Raw genomic sequence first — 17,059 nt, 5'->3', positions numbered from 1 at the left:
GGTAATAAATATGTTACTTTTTATATGCTAATTTTATACTTAACCTCTTTAAAATAATTTACAAACCGAAATAAGGAATAAGCATGCTTTTTCACCCTCACAGTAAATCCTCTATTTTCGGTCTTTTGCTCATTATTTTGCTATCTGCCTGTACTTCAAACCCAGCTTTAATGCCTACACCCAATATATATGTAAGTGCGCCTTATTCAGAAGCCCAAGTACCTAAAAACTTACATACTACAAGTATGGAATTACTCTATGTTACAGACCGTGCAGTTTCAGAAAAAGAAGGTGTTATGTATAACGCAAGTCGCTCGCCATCAATTGCATACGGTGTAGCAAAAGTAAATTTTGGCGATAAATCTTTGCAATGGCGTGAGCTATTACAGCAAAGTAATCTTAAAAATCGCTCCGCTAATTTAACTTACGTAATGGAAAAAGCTGATGAATTAGGTCGCTTTCCTTTATCGCCTTATAAATTTAGACGCGTAGGAGACAAACTCCAAATTGACGAAGACATTTTAGAGCGAAAGATTTTTCACGAAACCCAGTTAAACAAAAACATTAATCAGCGTTTAAAAAACAGTAATAATAAAGATGTTATTTTGTTTGTGCATGGCTTTAATAATACCTTTAACGAATCGGTATTTACTCTTGCCGGTATTTGGCATTTTTTGAACCGACAAGGCGTACCTATTGTTTACTCTTGGCCTGCCGCCGCCACAGGATTAACCGGCTATTTTGAAGATAAAGAGTCTGGTCAATTTACTATTTTTCATTTAAAAGAAACCTTGCGACTACTTTTTAAAAATCCTGAAATTGAAAACATTCATATTATTGCGCATAGCCGTGGCACAGATGTAGTAACCACAACACTTAGAGAGCTTATAATTGAAAACAGAGCCAGTGGCGGAAATCCCCGCGAAGACCTGCGTATTGAAAACTTAATTTTAGCAGCCCCTGATCTCGATTTTGGTATTATTAAACAAAGGTTGATGGCAGAGCAATTTGGAGCTGCATTTGGAAAAATTACCATTTACACCTCTCAAGAAGATAGTGCATTGGGTATTTCACAGTGGCTAACAAACAGCTTGAGTTTTGGCAGGTTAAACACAAAAGATGTAAGTATAAACGAGCAGGATATATTTACCTCTGTGGGTAATGTAAGCCTCATTAAAGTACCTAAATCTGGCAGCCTAATTGGCCATGACTACTTTCATAGTGACCCTGCGGTCAGTTCTGATCTGATTAATTTGATATTATATAAAGCATCACCAGGCTCTAAAAAACGACCTTTGCAAAAGCTCGAAAATAACTTTTGGTCGCTCGATTCAAAGTATTTAATTGAAAACTAATTGCAGTAAGCTTACAAAAATAAAAGCTTACTGCTGACTCAATAACCACTCTTTTGGCGCTTGTCCTGTTTTTTTCTAAAAACGCGGGCAAGCGCAGAGCCATTTTCGTACCCAACCTGATTAGCCACTAAATCCATATTTTGATTTTTTAAAATAAGCTTTTTAGCAACCGATAAACGCCAATCAGCCAAATAATCAGCCGGTGTTTGCTCAATTACACGTTTAAAGGTATCGGCAAATTTAGAGCGCGACATGCCACACTCCTCAGCCATAGCGCTAAGCGACCAGTTTTGCTCTGGGGTTTGGTGTATTTTTATTAATACCTTAGCCAACTGAGGATGGGCAAGCCCTGCCATCATCCCGCTTTTAATTGCGCCTTCTTCTAGTACTTTACGCAGCACACTAATTAAAAATACATCGCATAAGCGATCTATAATTAAATGCTTACCGCTGGCGTCTTTAAATGCCTCTTCAAAAATCCAAAAAGCGCTCTGTGCTAATAATCCATCACCCGTTAATTCGTAATTTAAGCAAAAAGGCAGCGCCTGTAATAAAGGGCTATGCCCTCCACTTTGGTAGCTAATTTGTGCACACACTAAATCAGCTCCGTCACCCTTATCCGAAAATAAACAGTGCCCTGTAGAGTGAGGAAAAAAATAACCGAAGGCGTAGACAAAACCACTTCAAAGCCACTATTACTGCGCACTTTTAACGTACCAGAGCGTAATAAATGTAAATGCCCAACACCTTGATCCTCACTAAAGTCACTCGTACCACACATATTGCCGCTAAAAAACACATTCGCATTAAGTGAAAAATGACTCAACACACTCGAAAGTACGTCCATAAACCTCTCTTTGGATTATTGGTATGAAAATGTAGACTAATAGACGCATATTAACCAAACAATAACGATAAAGTACAGTTGAGTTTTAAACAAACACACTAATTAAATTACCCTTTGGAGATACACATGAAATTTTCGACACTCACTAAATCAGCTTTTTTTGCAGCATCAGTCCTTGCAAGTTCATTAAGCTTTGCAGCAGACATAGACGCAAATGCCGACGTTAACGACATCGCAATTAGTGGCTACGACACTGTTGCTTACTTTACCCAAAACAAAGCGGTAACAGGCAGTTCTGAATATACTGCAACCCATAAAAACGCCATTTATAAGTTTAGCTCAGCTAAGCACCGCGACCTATTTAGAGCTAACCCAGAAAAATACGCACCACAATTTGGTGGCTTTTGTGCGTTTGGTGTATCAATGGAGAAAAAGTTTGATGTAGATCCTGAGGCTTTCAAAATTGTTGAAAACAAACTTTATTTAAATCTTGATAAATCGGTTCAAAAACAATGGCTAAAAGACGTCCCAGGCTTTATTACTTCAGCCGATTCAAACTGGTTTGACATAAAAGACAAAACAGCAAAAGAGCTTTAATAAATAGGGCTTAGCTCAAATATAATATTATGAGGTTGTTTTAGCTTACGCCAGCAACCTCAAATTTAATGCGTTTAAGAATTAGTAAAAGAGAGTTTTATGTTGAAATCGTTGTTAGTTATTATAAGTGTTACCTTTTTATCGTTCAGTGCGCTTGCAGATAAAGTCTCTGACAAAGTAGCAATAAAAGCCGCAGTAGACGATTACTTTCAAGGCCAAGGGGAGGCAAGTAAAGAACGTTTATTTCGCGCATTTGCAGCAGATCACGCAACAATGGTGGGTGTAGTAAAAAACGACAACGGTAAAGAAGTTATTAAGTCGTATAAAGATATGACCAGTGTGCTTAACCAATGGGCATCAAATAAAAACCCAGCGGGTGGAAACCTCGATGGTGAAATTGTTAGTATGAACATAGTTGACGATCGTTTAGCTGTTGTTTTATTTCGCTCTACTAACCGCTTTTACGATGCACTAACATTAGCTAAACTAGATAATGAATGGAAAATAGTCGCTAAAGCTTACATTTTGCAATAACTGTTAAGCCAGTAATCGCTGTTATAAATTTTAGTTTATTTATTTAACCATTAACTGGCTCAAACATTACTTTGACTTATTTAACATCGCTTTTAAATCAGCAAATGGAGAATGCGTTGCAGCCTCCACTTTACGATCTGTAGTCGACCCGCCATACATAATATGCTCGTGGTATTTATTGTGCTCATTGTCGTGGCAATAAATACACAATAACTCCCAGTTACTGCCATCCTCTGGGTTATTACTGTGGTTGTGATCAACATGATGCACCGTTAACTCACGTAAATTAGAGTACTCAAACTCACGAGCACAACGCCCGCATACCCAAGGGTATAATCTTAAGGCTTTTATTCTATAACCTTCCTCTTGCTTCACATAAGCCTGAGGTACTGCGTTATTATTACTCATAGTATTCCTGGTAAATTCACTATTTAGGTGATCAATACTAAAAAAATTTAATTACTGACAAATCACCAAAAGAAGTATCTATATGCCGGCCTGTTTGCTCCCATGCACGTAGTACAACCATAAGTTTTTTATTGTCTGAAGTCCAAGAAATTCCACCGCCGTATGCTGCTACTTTTTCGCCGCCCGAATCTTTTAACCCCAGTCCAGGGTCTGTATTTCGAATATTTCCCTTACCTACTTTATATTCAGCAAATACGTGAACATTATGCGGTAACGAAAATGATAAAAGCGAGCCAATACTCGCCCCGTACGAATTAGAAATTAACTTAGTGACCTGTGGTGCAGATGAATTTAAAAAATCAGCTTGAAACACAATATTATCTTTATTCTCAAGAGATACATGCTTGAAAGACCATGCGCCAACAATACTTAACGAAAAATCAAATTTGTTACTTAGCTTTGGCCTATTAAGAAAAAAATGCTCAAACAAAGACTCTTTATTATTGAAGGTATAAAAGTTGTGTTGGCCAGATAGCTCAAACTTAGTTGAACGTGTATTTTGCGAGAAAAATTGTTCTGACTGATTGCCGTTTAAATTGCTAGCAGTGCTTTGCAGCCCTTCAAGCGTTTGATAGTTAAACGTGATTTTAGAATTTTTAAATTTTCTATACGAAAGCAGTATATCCTGTGTTTTTGTTTCAACATCATCTTCAAAAATATCGGCTGAGTAGCCTATTTCAATGTCATTAATATCAAAAAACACACCCACACGTTGGTTGTTTAGGGGCTCTAACGAAAACAGTGTTTTTTGATTACTCCCAGCAAGGTCATTGTATATTAACGCGTGGCTAGTATTTGGGTTTGAAATAGTGGTTCGTACCGACTTTAAGTCAAAGTCAAAAGCCAACACAGCACCAGATTGAAATGCCGCTAAAACAGCAAAGCTCACAATAACCAAGTAATTGCGATTCATTAAAAACACTCAAAAATTAATTTGCATTAAGAGTAGCGTGTTTTTCACATTAAATTATCACAAAAGGTTAACAATTAATGAAAACTTTAAATAAAGTTCTTTATCTAACTTTTTTGAGTGCTTTCGAGACTAAACTCATTTACATGCTTAATTAGTTCCGGGAAGAATGCTAAAAACACGGCTTCTAATTCGTCGTAGTTACGCGTTATATCATCAGCGGCGCCCGCAAAAGTGTTAGTAAAGCGAATACGCTTGGCAATATTATCAAGTGCTAACCCTATTCCATCTACGGTTTCGTACTCTTTAAACCAATCATTTTTAGTCATGCTTGTTACAACATGCTGCATGCGCGGCGGCATAACAGGTATACGGTTATTTAATAACTGATAGCTGGTGCACTTAAAATCACTTAAAGGTTGCTTGCTAAAGCGCTGCCAATGCACAATTAAAAAATGATCAAACACCACATCAATCGCCACACCCGCAAAGCGTTTACGCTCAGGTGAAAAGTACTGTTTGGCGTGTTTAACTGCGCGGTGAGAATCCGTAAATTTATCGACCAAATAATGATTATCGAGCCCATTTCTAACCGTGCTTGGTAAGTGTTTTACATGCCTTTTAACACCAAAATCCCCCAGCAAATTCCCAAAATGAGAATCAGCTGTAGGCTGTGCTAAATAAAGATGAGCTAAATAATTCAACGTACTCTCATGTTTGGTAAGTGTAATGAAAATCGTAGCCTAATTTTAGAGGATTAAGCTAAGTTTTTAGTATATTAAATAGTATAAATATAAACGCATAAAATACGGGGAAATAGTTTGTTTTATAAAGATTCAGCCATATTTGAGCTACGACAGTCGCTATTTTTTTTCGGTATTCATTAGAAATGTCAGCCACATTTTTTTAAACACCCGATTAAACGTTGCAAGAGAAGAAAAGCCGCTTTTAAGGGCGATACATAAAATATTCGACTCTTTAGCCTGACTGTTTGTCAGCAATGCTTTTGTATATTTAACGCGGTACTGATTAATATACAGATTAACCAAGCAGCTATTGCCATTAAGTCATGACTTAATGGCAATAGTGATAATAAATTAGGTCACCTTCCCTGCTAAATTAAAACGAGGCTCGGTATATAACCGTGTGTTTACTACATCTACCAAAATGCCAACCGCATTCCAAATATCCTCAAACGAAGTGTAAAGCGGTGTAAAACCAAAGCGTAATATATTGGGTGCACGAAAATCAGCAATAACGCCTTTTTCAATTAACGCTTGGCAAATAGCAAAGGCACTCTCATGAGAAAATGCCAACTGGCTGCCTCTTTGGCTTGAGTTCTCTGTGGAGCACAAACGTAAATCAGCTAAACATGACTGCGATTGCACAAGGCTTATAAACACATTAGCCAGGGCAATAGATTTGTCTCTTACCTGCGCTATACTTACGTTTTGCCATACATCAAGCGCTGCATCAAGTGCGCTCATGGCAAGGACACTGGGCGTACCGCATAAATACTGATTTATATTCTCAGGGCTCTGATAGTTAGCATCAAATGCAAACGGTTTAGCATGACCCATCCAACCACTCAGCGGCTGTTTCACCGCGCTTTGGTGACGCTTTGCAACATACAAAAACGCAGGAGACCCTGGCCCACCATTTAAATATTTATAGCCACAACCTACTGCAAAATCCACATTACATTTATCCAGTTCAACAGGTAACGCACCGGCACTGTGGGCTAAGTCCCAAATAACTAAAATACCTTTATCATGGGCAAGCTTGGTAAGCGTTTGCATATCCAGTAGCTGCCCTGTTCTAAAGTTAACTTGGGTTAGTAGCAGTACAGCTACGTCATCCGTTAAACTTTGTTTAATATGTTGCTCTTGAACTAATTTTAGCTGGCATAAATCGGTGCCTAATAAATCGCTTAACCCTTGTACCATGTACAAATCAGTCGGAAAATTATCTTGTGTTGATAAAACCACATTGCGGCCAGTATTTAGCGTAAGCGCGCTGCTTAAAAGCTTAAACAGGTTTATTGAAATCGAATCACAACAAATAACCTGGCCTTTTGCAGCCCCAATAATAGGCGCTATTTTTTCTCCAACATGGATCGGTAAATCAATCCAATTGTGAACATTCCAGCTTTTAATTAAGTCGTTTCCCCATTGCTGAGTAACCACCTCAGCCACTCTTGATTTAACTGCTTTTGGTAAAGCGCCAAGCGAATTACCGTCCAAGTAAATGGTATGTGCGGGTAACTCAAATTCATCGCGCTTGCTTGCAAGTGGGTCGGCTTTATCCAGCCCGACTATTTCATTAAAATTCATTTATTGATTCCGTTTAAATTTTTAACTAGTGCATTAAAAGCGGCAGAGCCTGGGTGTATCCAATCAAAATGGCCAACACCCTCTAACATTACAACAGGGCGATTTAACTGCTTCAAGTTATACGCTGGGACAATTAAATCCTTAGTACCTTGTAAAATAATACTTTGCGCATGAAGCGGCTGTTCACTTGGGTTTGCCTGCGTATACGCGTCTGGTTTATCGCTTGGCATGCCTTGCATAAAGTCTTTTGTGACCTTTTGACAGCTATTCGTGCCTGATGCATAGGCTTTAATATCGGTAATAGGTGCAAGGCCAATTACGCCTTTAAGCTCGCTCATTTGCCCACCCGCAAGTAATGCTAAGTGCCCACCAGCAGAATGCCCCACAACTACAGCGTTATTAAGCTTAAATTCGCCATTATTGTATGTGCTAGAAGCTGCAATACCGGCTTTAATATCACCAAATGTAACAGGCCAACCGCCACCGCTTTCACCACTTCGGCGATATTCCACAGACCATACATTAAAACCCGCTTGCGCCAACCCTGTGCTTAACGCAAAAGTGTGTTTAATGTCGTATGCACTAAGCCAACATCCCCCATGCAGCAACACAACCAAAGGCTTTGGCTGGCTTTGATCTGTTTGAGAAGCGCGCCAAAGTAATGCGTACTGTGCTTCATCACTCCCGTAAGTAATTTTTTCATCAGCATTTTTATACCCTAACGACGCAACTTTGGAATAAGCAACATTACTATCTACCTCTGGAAACAGACCCTCTTTTTGCACCGCACAGGCAGTCATAAACAACAGACTAAAAAATAAAATTACACCGTTTTTCACAAAAGTATCCTTTTAAAATCTCACATAAAATTAATAGCCAGCGCTATTTTTGTTCATATTGATTAAAAACCCACATATACGAGCCTTTAAAACTATTGCGTCACCAGCGAACAAATAAAAACCGACAGAATTGAGCAGTTAACCACGCCCCCGCACAGTAGTAAAGTGAGCAGAGGTGAAGTGCGAGCCTGCAGATTAACTCGCTTTTTATTTATCATTTATAAGTAAACCATAACCGAGTTCCTATTTTGGTTATCTTAATTAATCATTTAATTAGAGTGAATTTATCAAAAATTACACTAAGCTTCATTGATTACATCGTTAATGGCTATTTTATCAGTTAAACAATTACTTAATCGAAAACACGTAGGTAAATACAAAATAGGACTGTACTTATGAATCGCTTACTTGGACGACTATCCATCATTCAACTCTCGTTGCTCACGTCGATAATATTAATGGTTTTTATTTTTATACTATTAATACAAAACATCGCGAATAAATGGCAAGAGTCGCAAACTCTACAACAAGATATATCGCTAATTCGTTTACTAGACGCATTAGAAAAGGTCGCACATAATCATGCTGTTGAGCGCGGCCTAACTGCAGGTTTTTTAGGGAATGGTACAGATGCAGCAAAAAACAAAGTATTAGCACAACGCGAAAAAGCAGATGCTTCCATACAACACTTAAAAACTATAAGTGCTCAATTAAACGAAAACTCGACAAAGATATCTAAAAACCTAAGCATTCTTTACAATCACGACGCTGGTAAAGCGGCTTTACGTAAACAAGTTGATAACAACGCTGCGCCAGATGCGTTTAAATTTTATAGTAAGCTTAATAAAATGGCGCTTGATGTGGCGGAAAACCTTAGCAGCCAAATTACACACCCTGAATTGTCTAAAGATCTTAGCAACGCCTTTTTACTTGCTCGCTATAAAGAGCTTTTAGGGCAAAACCGTGGAAAAATAAATGGCTCTTTGGCCAAAAAGCAGTTAACTCTGTCTACACAGCAAAATATTGCTTTATACAATTCAGAAATAGATTTACTTAATCTGTATTTAACATCTAACTTACAGGGTAAGCAATTAGCGGATTTTAATAGTGTTTTGCAAAGTGCAGACTCACGCAAAATTAATGCAATAACTAACACATTACTTAGCAAAGACTCACCCGATTTCACCGCTTTACCAACAGCCTCGGTATGGTTTCCTATCGCGACACAGCAAATAACGCAAGTTAAAAAGTTATTAGATAACCAATGGGATACTGTTAATAAAGATGGCTTTGAATTAAAAGAAGCTGCTGATATGACGTTGACTGCGATCATAATATACTTTTTAGTTACGCTGGTAACTATTACATACCTCAACTTTTACTTATTAACCACACTTAAAAAAGAATTAAGTCTATTAACGTCCTTATTGCTCAAAGCCGAAAAAGGCGACTTAACAATAGATATAAGGCTAGAAAGTAAAGATGAACTTGGCGAAATATCAAACGCAATTCACAATACAATTTACGCCTTTAAAGATCTGCTGTTGGGGCTAGATCATTCAATAAATTCAGGCTCAAAACTAAGTGACGACATGAGCCATGCAACAAAAACAGTGCTAGATGATTCAAATAAAACTCTGGCTATGGCTAGCAATATTGCTACCGCCATAGAAGAAATGGCTGCAACGAGTCGCGAAATAGCAGGTTCGGCTTCTACAACACTTAGCTCTAGTGATGAGCTAAATAAGCAGGCCAGTCTGTTAATTGAAGATAATAAGCTCAGTCAAATCTCAATTAGTGAACTTGCAGCGAGCATGTCGGGTGTAGAAGACGTGGTAAGCAAAATGGATCAGCAAGTTGCTAGCATATCTTCCATTTTAGACTCAATCAGTAACATTGCAGAACAAACCAACTTACTTGCACTAAACGCTGCCATTGAAGCTGCAAGAGCCGGTGAGCACGGCCGAGGCTTTGCCGTTGTAGCAGATGAAGTAAGAAGCCTTGCAGGCAATAGTAAAGAATCATCTGAGAAAATTTCGAGTCTACTTGGTGAGCTACAGTCGATTAGTGAGCAAGTGGTTAGCTCAATTGTGACCAGTTCTAAATTATCCAAAGCTACCCTAGAACGATTTGAGCAAGCAAGGGCTGTATCAGAGCAAGTCCATGCGCAAAGTAAAGTGCTAGAAAATTTAGCCATGAATGTTTCATCTGCTGCTGAAGAGCAATCAGCAGTTGCTTCAAATATAGCAGTAGATGCAGCGAGCGTATTTGAATACGCAAATCATGAAGTTGAGGCTGCAAAAAAACAGGAAGAAATATTTGAAGAAATGAGGCTTAATACCACAACGTTAAAACATACAATGAAAAACTTTAAGTTTCAGTAACGTTTAAAGTTGTAGTGGTACTGCTAATAGTTAAAGGGACCACTTTAGTTCTGAGTTTACATCATGCTTGTATAGAATTATTGCTAAATAAAGCGATTAACCACAACATTTAATTATCGAAATTCGATAATTAAATGTTGTTTTTCAATATCAAAAGTGGCATCTTTATGTTTTAATTTAATGGATTTAAATATGAAACAGCTATTACTTTGTGCACTTTTAATAATGTTAACTCTTAGTCAAACAGCCTGCACAACTATCGATGTTAAAGAGTCTCACTTCATTAAACCTAATAAAAACATTGAGCTAAAAGCACTCTCTACAATTAACGATTCAGTAAAAATAACCCCTGTTGATATAAAAACTGATGACGGCCAATTGCTACATGGCGCGTATATTAGTATTGAGAACGCCAAAGCCACTGTAATTTATTTTGGTGGGAATGAATTTACTATACGTAGGTATAGCGCAGAACCTGTTACTGCGTTACTTAGCTTACAAGTTAACATTTTAATGTTTGACCATCGGGGATATGGTCAAAATGAAGGTGAACCTAATATTGATAATATGAAACATGATGCACTAAGCATTTATGACTTTGCTAAACAATTAAATACACCAAATAACCTCCCCATCATTTTACATGGTCACTCATTAGGTAGCATGATCGCAGGTTATGTAGCAACACAACGAGCTATAGATGGTTTAGTTTTAGAGGGAAGTGTTACAAATGTAAAACACATGATAGATGCTCGTATTCCTTGGTACGCAAAACCATTTATCAATATCAATTACTCAAAAGAACTAGAAACAATAGATAACTTAGCCATGGTTAAGCAATACTATTCACCACTATTAATAGTGACAGGTGAAAATGACGATCAAACGCCAAGCTCGTTAGCTAAGCAGCTTTATAAGCACTCTATATCTAAACAAAACAATTATATATAGCTAAAGGCAAGCATCACAGTAATGCATTAAAAGGCACTGAATTAAAGTCAAAATATGCTGTACTATTATCTAAAATAACTAAAAATAATGTACCTCAATGAAAAAAATCACCTATATGAGTAATTTTATATTAGCTTTGCTTGTAATTGGTTTATTAACAACCTTGATCAGCATTGCTATGTCATTAGCTAATGATACTGAGCTATTAAATTATAGTAATGCTAGCGGTGCACAAATGTCGATTGGCCTAGAAGTGAGCGGTTCTTGGCAACAAGCCGCAACGCAACTTACTGATAATAATTACAGCCCAGTTAAATGGTTAGGACTTATGCAGGTTGTGCTATTACTCTTAATTAATATCATTTTAATACGCTTATTTAACTTATACCGACAAGGGAGTATTTTTAGCAAAAAAAACAGTCAGTGCTTTTCATGGCTAGGCGGTGTTTTAATTTTACAGTTTTTTATTGTTGCCTTATATCCAGCTTTAATTTTGAGTATTATTAATATTATTGACAGCACTGAACTTAAGCGAATAGTTTCAATTAATGATACAGATATAATAGGATTAATAATTGGGTTAATTATTTATGTTATTGGATGGATTATGAAGCAAGCTTGCCAGTTACAACAAGATCAAGAATTAGTTATTTAATGCCTATTATTATTGATTTAGACGTTATGCTCGCTAAACGCAAAATGAAATCGAATGAACTTGCTGAGGCTATAGGTATTACGGCACAAAACCTATCGGTACTCAAATCTGGCCGTGCAAAAGCCGTTCGATTCACAACCTTAAATGCCATTTGTAAACATTTAAACTGCCAACCGGGCGACATTTTACGATTTGTAGATTCAGAAACAGAGTAAATATTTTGAGCCATTAAACTAAGTGGCTTATTTTTATTAAATGTCGGATGGCATGGCTACGCCTATCATCCAACCTACGGTTGTTGCCTGCCTACAAGCTTGCGTATAATGCCCGCATTCCGGCTGCATTTTTTAGCCGCTAACTTGGATTTTATTAATGAAAAAACTTTCTGCAGTGCAAATAAAACAGCAAGCGCTTGTACTTAATACAGCTGAAAAATTAGAAGAGCAAGGCCGCGCTGAGCTCCCTGGTATGTTGCAATGCTGGTTTGATGTGCAATATCACTTATTTCCAAGTTCTTTATTGCTATGTTTTCAGTTTGAAAACGAGCAAGCCTTAGCGGCCGCAGAGCCTGATTTATTAAAGTGGCAAAAGCGCTTAAGCGGCGCAATGCTCAAAAAAGGCGTGATTTTAAAAGATATGCGCAAGCATTTAGTGTTTACTTTAAAGGGGCCAGATGATTAAAGCGACGGTTTTAAAAAGAGATTTTGGCTTATGCTCTCGTCGCCGAAAATATAGAAAACCATAATAAAAAGCCGTTGCATTGCTGCAACGGCTTTTCATTTTTATTAGAACCGAAAGTAGAACCCATAGAGGTCAAATTCGTCTTGGTTTTTTATCAGCAGGTGATAGTAATTGATCATTGAGCAATACGAATGCACTTCAATATTAAAACGAAGGCTTGCTTGCTCAATGCAGCATAAAAAATGCTTAAAATCGTCATCATTCAAAAAGGTATTTTCGTATTCTATTCATAGCGCTCTAGACATAATTATTCTATCAATGAATAGTAAACTATAAATCTAGACCATTGATGTATGAAGTTAAGGTTGACCCCTTTGGTTTTATTTACAGATAACTAAACGTAGCTGGCTAATCAACAAGCTCCCGTATACCTTCATTATAGTAGTCACCGTTTTGTTTTCGATATTCATTAGGAATGTCACCCACAATACTTTTAAACACGCGGTTAAAAGTCGCAAGAGAAGAAAAACCACTCTCAAGTGCTATGCTTAAAATACTCCACTCTTTGGCCTGATCGTTTATTAATAACTTTTTTGCATACTTAACGCGGTATTGGTTAATAAATAAATTAAAATTAGCTACTTTATAGTGATAGCGGATTGCTCGGCTAACTTTGTACTCAGGTACTATTAGCGCTTGTGCAAAATCTGAAATTTTGAGGTTGGCTTGTAAGTAAAGCTGCTGCTCATTGATAAGCTTTGTAATGCCAACTATCAATTCAGGCTCTACATCTTGATTGCAGTTTTCATTTAGATTACTCGTGTCATTGTTAATAGTGCCAATATCACCTTTTTGCTTAAGTACTTGGTTATTTATCACTCTTGCTTGAAGGGCGATGACTGCTTGCATCGCTAATACAATTAAAAGCGCAGATGAGGTAATAATTATAGGATTGTAAAGCTCAATTTCAGCCGCACTAAATATTAACTTTGGCAAAATGCTGGCATTAAACACAGCTAAAACCCAAGCGCTCCCAAAGATCGCTGATTGCATTTTTTGTGACTGTGTTTTTTTACTATAACCTCTAAACGCCTCCCAAAAAGAAAGCGCAAGAATACTTGATGAAAGCAATATGGTGACCTCATTCACCCCTTGCTTTAAGCGCCACATTATATCACTGGTAGGTAAAGGCTGAGGATCAAGGCTCACTAAGTAGTGCCATGTTTGATTAAACATGATCAAGCCGGCAATGGTTGCAGCAAAAGCCACATGCCTGCGGGAAATTGGCGAATACTCACGAAATAACGTTCTTGCAATCAGCCATGAAACATTACATGTTGCGCAAGTGAACAACCCGATTAGATATTGATACGCGCCAATACTTTGCGCACTGAGCTTTTGTGCTGCCACCATACAAAGGGAGCCACAAAATATCGCAAATAAATAATGAACCAGCTGCTTATCTTTTTTCAGCGCATTTAAAAACATTAACCCCATACAAACAAAAAGAAGAAGATAATAAGGGGAATAATTTTGCATAATAGCGTGCTCTTAAAATGATGTTTTAACCAACAACGTGGCCTGAATTACATGGTACAAATTAACATGCATGTTGGCAAAAAAACTTTGTTAGTGAATGTGTCTATACCGCAATAGCTAATTGCAAAAAAATATCAATATATCGTTACTCAAATTTCGAATTTGAGAAGCAATCACCATGAAAGTCTTTATATTTGGGCTATTGAAAAGATTTTTTGGAAAAGCACATGTTAATGCAAACAATAAAAAAAACGCCCAATAAGCTACTTGAGATGAGTAAAAAAATGTGGTTAACGTGCCTGTTGATGGCACAAATCTGCTTTGTTATTTACCTCGCCTTGGGTTACGGGCTTACGGGGCTCACTAAGGGAATATCTGGCTGGAGTCGTCTAAATAACACCGCCTATGTGGCCAGCGATCCCACTGGTAATTCAATGTACGCGCTGCATGTTTTACTCGCCATCGTGATGATAATTGGCGGTAGCTTACAGCTAATACCCGCAATAAGAGCAAAGTATGCTAAGTTTCACCGCTATAATGGCCGCGTATTCGTAATATTAGCTTGCACCATCTCTTTAGCAGGTATGTATCTTATGATAGCCAGAGCAACCGTTGGTAACACCTTGATGCATGCGTTGATTATGTTTGGTGGTTGCATGGTTCTTTTAGCGAGTATATTAGCTGTACAAGCGGCCAGAAAGCGTAATATCACTAAACATAAAATTTGGGCAATACGTTTATACCTTGCAGCAAACGGCGTTTTATTTTTTAGGCTGATAATTTTTGCCTGGTTTTTAACATTTGGTACTTTAGGGATTGATATTACAACATTTACCGGTCCAACCGTGCTAGCTGTAAGTATTTGCTCTTATGTGATCCCTTTACTTATTGCTGAGCTGGTAAGGCATGCAGAAACTACAACTAATAAAATCATTACAATCACCACAGCAAGCTTAATGGTGTTGATATCCATCGTATTTTTAGTCGGCTTATTTGGTGTAGTGCTTGCAAGTTGGTACCCAGCGATAGTTGGCTAACATACTCAATAATCATTAAAGAAGAAAGGCCGAAGTAGATGGACAAATACAGTATAAAAAATGCTTAAAATCGTCATCACTTAAAAAGATATTTTGGTATTCTATTCGTAGCGGTCTAGACATAGTTATTCTCTCAATGAATAGTAAACCATGAATCTAGACCCTTAATATATTAAGCAAAATTTGACCCCTTTAATTTTAATGTATAAGGCCAAAAATGTGGCCTTATACTACAAAATCAAACGTGACTACTAATATAACTCAGCACCTACGAATGTATATACGTAATTACTAAATTCAGGCTTAGTTAAATGCCCGCCTTCAGAAATCGTATCTAATAATTGTGCATAACTGTTAGCATCGGTTGCATTACCAGCATAGCCATAAAGTAATAACGTTAGCTCTTCTAAAATAACTTCATCGGTAGGCTCAGGAAAAATACTACCAAAAGATAAATCAGGAATTTGACCGCTTATGCCACCTCTTATTGTCCAATCAAACCGGCTTTCTGCAGCATCATCAACTAAAAAACTATAACCCCATGTTGTTCGAGCAAACCGGTTATCTACATTGCTAAAGTCAAAGCTTGCATCATTGTTTTCAGTAAATTGAAGTAAACTAAACCCTAAATCTTCAGTAACGGTGGGAAGCTCTGTCAGCTGATAATCACCATCAGTTTCTATTGCGCTTCGAGCATAACTTTGGATATCAACTTCAACACCATCTATGTTCATCGAGTCGGACATAAAATCAAGCTGCACATAAAAATTGTGCTCAGTTACTGTGGGGAATATGAAAAGAGTGTCTGATATTGCTGAAAAACTATATTGAACAAACTGATAAGTATTTTCAGCTTCAATATAACTCCTAGTACTAGAATAATCAGCATTAAAATCTAATTGAACAGGAACTTCAACACCGTCGTGAATAAAGTCTTCATCTGTTAGCGTAATAACTGATGAGTTTACCGGTACATCAATAACTGCTGCTTTTGCATCAACTGAATACCTAGACAGCGCTGTTAAATATAGCTTATTGTCACTTGGGCAAATGTATACAGAACCTGAAACCTCATCACCTTGAGATTGGTATATTGTGTAATCAGATGCAATCGCACTTAGCGCTGTTGTATCAACACTATATTCTGTACATCCACAATTCTCTCTAAAATCATTAAAATAAAATGTGCCTAAATTAGTTCTATTTTCAATATCAAGCTCAGTGAAAATTTGCTTATAACCACCGTCTTCTTCATCAAACACATCACCTAATACTGATACATGTTTTGTACCAGAAGGTAATTCACCTGAAAAACTACCTTGGGCGTCGGTTTTAACAGAGCCTATAGCATCACCATCGTCATTATGAAAAACAACATCTGTTTGGTACGCAGAATTAGCCCCGCACTCACGGGTTAATGTTTGCAAGGCAATAGTTTGAAGCTGAGTAGTGCTGCCGCCATTTGATGAGCTTGCAGAATTCCCATCTGATGAAGAGCCACCACATGCGCTGAGTGTTAAAGAAAGTGCAATAGCGAGTGGGGTAAGTATAAATTTATTCATTTTTATTAGTCCATTAAGTTTATTCTGTTTCATTATCTCCACTTAAATAGAGCAACAATAGGTTATTTAGCAACTAAATTGTAATAGTTTGTAAACAAAAATAAAACATACACCTCGCAAATAAAGCCAACAAATAGCCATACCTGCAAAGTTAGTTCGTGGCCTGAGTAGGCTGGGGTTCGGTCGGGATTAGGGGTCAAACCTTGGTCGGGCTTAGGGGTCACCCATTTAGTTCTTCACTCCACAAAGAAAGGAGGCTTGGAAAGGCTTGGGGTCAAATCTTGACTTCATACATCAAACTATCTCGAAGTTTTTCGAACTGTAATTTGACCCTATCATCTGCAATTATTAACTTACTTAGCCTGCA

General features: G+C 37.5%; 18 protein-coding genes. 9 read left to right on the top strand and 9 right to left on the bottom strand.

From position 1 onward, the window contains the following. Positions 1-83: 83 nt before the first annotated feature. On the top strand, positions 84-1,355 hold the full coding sequence (locus P20652_RS16925) for an alpha/beta hydrolase (RefSeq protein WP_008165254.1): 1,272 nt from the start codon (positions 84-86) through the stop codon (positions 1,353-1,355). A 38-nt stretch (positions 1,356-1,393) separates the two neighbouring features. Here the strand turns inward: P20652_RS16925 and P20652_RS21285 are convergent, their stop codons facing one another. Then, a complete protein-coding gene (locus P20652_RS21285; protein ID WP_008165253.1) occupies positions 1,394-1,951 on the bottom strand; it encodes an AraC family transcriptional regulator in 558 nt (185 codons plus the stop codon). Further along, complete coding sequence (locus P20652_RS21280; RefSeq protein WP_008165252.1) at positions 1,951-2,202, bottom strand: cupin domain-containing protein; 252 nt, start codon at positions 2,200-2,202, stop codon at positions 1,951-1,953. The genes P20652_RS21285 and P20652_RS21280 overlap by 1 nt, the downstream gene beginning before the upstream one ends. Positions 2,203-2,328: 126 nt before the next feature. Between P20652_RS21280 and P20652_RS16930 the strand changes: the two genes are divergently transcribed. Together P20652_RS16930 and P20652_RS16935 are read left to right on the top strand one after the other, a co-directional pair. After that, complete coding sequence (locus P20652_RS16930) at positions 2,329-2,799, top strand: YHS domain-containing (seleno)protein (protein WP_008165251.1); 471 nt, start codon at positions 2,329-2,331, stop codon at positions 2,797-2,799. Positions 2,800-2,898: 99 nt separating this feature from the next. Beyond that, entirely contained in the window at positions 2,899-3,333 is a 435-nt protein-coding gene (locus tag P20652_RS16935; protein ID WP_008165250.1) for a nuclear transport factor 2 family protein, read from the top strand. A gap of 66 nt (positions 3,334-3,399) precedes the next feature. Here P20652_RS16935 and P20652_RS16940 read toward each other — a convergent pair whose 3' ends face one another. From P20652_RS16940 to P20652_RS16960, 5 genes are all read right to left on the bottom strand, one after another. Beyond that, positions 3,400-3,741: a YajD family HNH nuclease gene (locus P20652_RS16940; protein WP_008165249.1), complete on the bottom strand. Its 342-nt coding sequence runs from the start codon at positions 3,739-3,741 to the stop codon at positions 3,400-3,402. A gap of 37 nt (positions 3,742-3,778) precedes the next feature. Next, positions 3,779-4,714 (bottom strand): hypothetical protein, encoded by a 936-nt coding sequence (locus tag P20652_RS16945; protein ID WP_033016844.1) that lies wholly within the window; start codon positions 4,712-4,714, stop codon positions 3,779-3,781. 104 nt (positions 4,715-4,818) lie between these two features. Then, positions 4,819-5,415, bottom strand: a complete 597-nt coding sequence (locus tag P20652_RS16950) for an ACP phosphodiesterase (protein ID WP_008165247.1) — start codon at positions 5,413-5,415, stop codon at positions 4,819-4,821. 393 nt (positions 5,416-5,808) lie between these two features. Further along, positions 5,809-7,044 carry a kynureninase gene (gene kynU / locus P20652_RS16955; RefSeq protein WP_008165246.1) on the bottom strand — a complete coding sequence of 412 codons (1,236 nt, stop codon included), beginning with the start codon at positions 7,042-7,044 and terminating at the stop codon, positions 5,809-5,811. Then, entirely contained in the window at positions 7,041-7,844 is an 804-nt protein-coding gene (locus P20652_RS16960) for an alpha/beta hydrolase (protein ID WP_139048190.1), read from the bottom strand. Before P20652_RS16960 ends, kynU begins: the two co-directional genes overlap by 4 nt. Before the next feature lie 434 nt (positions 7,845-8,278). On the opposite strand from P20652_RS16960, the gene P20652_RS16965 reads away from it, so the two are divergent. From P20652_RS16965 to P20652_RS16985, 5 genes are all read left to right on the top strand, one after another. Beyond that, positions 8,279-10,267 (top strand): methyl-accepting chemotaxis protein, encoded by a 1,989-nt coding sequence (locus tag P20652_RS16965; protein WP_033016842.1) that lies wholly within the window; start codon positions 8,279-8,281, stop codon positions 10,265-10,267. Positions 10,268-10,459: 192 nt separating this feature from the next. After that, complete coding sequence (locus P20652_RS16970) at positions 10,460-11,218, top strand: alpha/beta hydrolase (RefSeq protein ID WP_008165243.1); 759 nt, start codon at positions 10,460-10,462, stop codon at positions 11,216-11,218. Between the two features lie 97 nt (positions 11,219-11,315). After that, positions 11,316-11,873 (top strand): DUF2975 domain-containing protein, encoded by a 558-nt coding sequence (locus P20652_RS16975; protein ID WP_008165242.1) that lies wholly within the window; start codon positions 11,316-11,318, stop codon positions 11,871-11,873. Continuing rightward, positions 11,873-12,088 (top strand): helix-turn-helix transcriptional regulator, encoded by a 216-nt coding sequence (locus P20652_RS16980; RefSeq protein WP_008165241.1) that lies wholly within the window; start codon positions 11,873-11,875, stop codon positions 12,086-12,088. The genes P20652_RS16975 and P20652_RS16980 overlap by 1 nt, the downstream gene beginning before the upstream one ends. A gap of 157 nt (positions 12,089-12,245) precedes the next feature. After that, the gene (locus tag P20652_RS16985; RefSeq protein WP_008165240.1) at positions 12,246-12,554 is read left to right on the top strand and encodes a hypothetical protein; all 309 of its coding nucleotides are present in this window, start codon (positions 12,246-12,248) and stop codon (positions 12,552-12,554) included. A gap of 408 nt (positions 12,555-12,962) precedes the next feature. On the opposite strand, the gene P20652_RS16990 is transcribed toward P20652_RS16985, so the two are convergent. Further along, positions 12,963-13,967, bottom strand: a complete 1,005-nt coding sequence (locus P20652_RS16990; RefSeq protein WP_237707079.1) for an AraC family transcriptional regulator — start codon at positions 13,965-13,967, stop codon at positions 12,963-12,965. Between the two features lie 359 nt (positions 13,968-14,326). Between P20652_RS16990 and P20652_RS16995 the strand changes: the two genes are divergently transcribed. Next, the gene (locus P20652_RS16995) at positions 14,327-15,130 is read left to right on the top strand and encodes a DUF2306 domain-containing protein (protein ID WP_158307892.1); all 804 of its coding nucleotides are present in this window, start codon (positions 14,327-14,329) and stop codon (positions 15,128-15,130) included. A 251-nt stretch (positions 15,131-15,381) separates the two neighbouring features. Here P20652_RS16995 and P20652_RS17000 read toward each other — a convergent pair whose 3' ends face one another. Beyond that, the gene (locus P20652_RS17000; RefSeq protein WP_008165237.1) at positions 15,382-16,692 is read right to left on the bottom strand and encodes a hypothetical protein; all 1,311 of its coding nucleotides are present in this window, start codon (positions 16,690-16,692) and stop codon (positions 15,382-15,384) included. Between the last annotated feature and the right edge of the window lie 367 nt (positions 16,693-17,059).

The organism is Pseudoalteromonas sp. BSi20652, from assembly GCF_000239855.1.
Taxonomy (GTDB): domain Bacteria; phylum Pseudomonadota; class Gammaproteobacteria; order Enterobacterales; family Alteromonadaceae; genus Pseudoalteromonas.
The sequence above is the reverse complement of the archived record's forward strand: the minus strand, read 5'-3'. Positions and strand labels throughout refer to the sequence as shown.

Coding starts and splice junctions, on each gene's coding strand:
- P20652_RS16925 (WP_008165254.1), top strand. CDS start 84: ATGCTTTTTCACCCTCACAGTAAATCCTCTATTTTCGGTCTTTTGCTC.
- P20652_RS21280 (WP_008165252.1), bottom strand. CDS start 2,202: ATGGACGTACTTTCGAGTGTGTTGAGTCATTTTTCACTTAATGCGAAT.
- P20652_RS16930 (WP_008165251.1), top strand. CDS start 2,329: ATGAAATTTTCGACACTCACTAAATCAGCTTTTTTTGCAGCATCAGTC.
- P20652_RS16935 (WP_008165250.1), top strand. CDS start 2,899: ATGTTGAAATCGTTGTTAGTTATTATAAGTGTTACCTTTTTATCGTTC.
- P20652_RS16940 (WP_008165249.1), bottom strand. CDS start 3,741: ATGAGTAATAATAACGCAGTACCTCAGGCTTATGTGAAGCAAGAGGAA.
- P20652_RS16945 (WP_033016844.1), bottom strand. CDS start 4,714: ATGAATCGCAATTACTTGGTTATTGTGAGCTTTGCTGTTTTAGCGGCA.
- kynU (WP_008165246.1), bottom strand. CDS start 7,044: ATGAATTTTAATGAAATAGTCGGGCTGGATAAAGCCGACCCACTTGCA.
- P20652_RS16960 (WP_139048190.1), bottom strand. CDS start 7,844: ATGACTGCCTGTGCGGTGCAAAAAGAGGGTCTGTTTCCAGAGGTAGAT.
- P20652_RS16965 (WP_033016842.1), top strand. CDS start 8,279: ATGAATCGCTTACTTGGACGACTATCCATCATTCAACTCTCGTTGCTC.
- P20652_RS16970 (WP_008165243.1), top strand. CDS start 10,460: ATGAAACAGCTATTACTTTGTGCACTTTTAATAATGTTAACTCTTAGT.
- P20652_RS16975 (WP_008165242.1), top strand. CDS start 11,316: ATGAAAAAAATCACCTATATGAGTAATTTTATATTAGCTTTGCTTGTA.
- P20652_RS16980 (WP_008165241.1), top strand. CDS start 11,873: ATGCCTATTATTATTGATTTAGACGTTATGCTCGCTAAACGCAAAATG.
- P20652_RS16985 (WP_008165240.1), top strand. CDS start 12,246: ATGAAAAAACTTTCTGCAGTGCAAATAAAACAGCAAGCGCTTGTACTT.
- P20652_RS16990 (WP_237707079.1), bottom strand. CDS start 13,967: ATGGTGGCAGCACAAAAGCTCAGTGCGCAAAGTATTGGCGCGTATCAA.
- P20652_RS16995 (WP_158307892.1), top strand. CDS start 14,327: ATGCAAACAATAAAAAAAACGCCCAATAAGCTACTTGAGATGAGTAAA.
- P20652_RS17000 (WP_008165237.1), bottom strand. CDS start 16,692: ATGAATAAATTTATACTTACCCCACTCGCTATTGCACTTTCTTTAACA.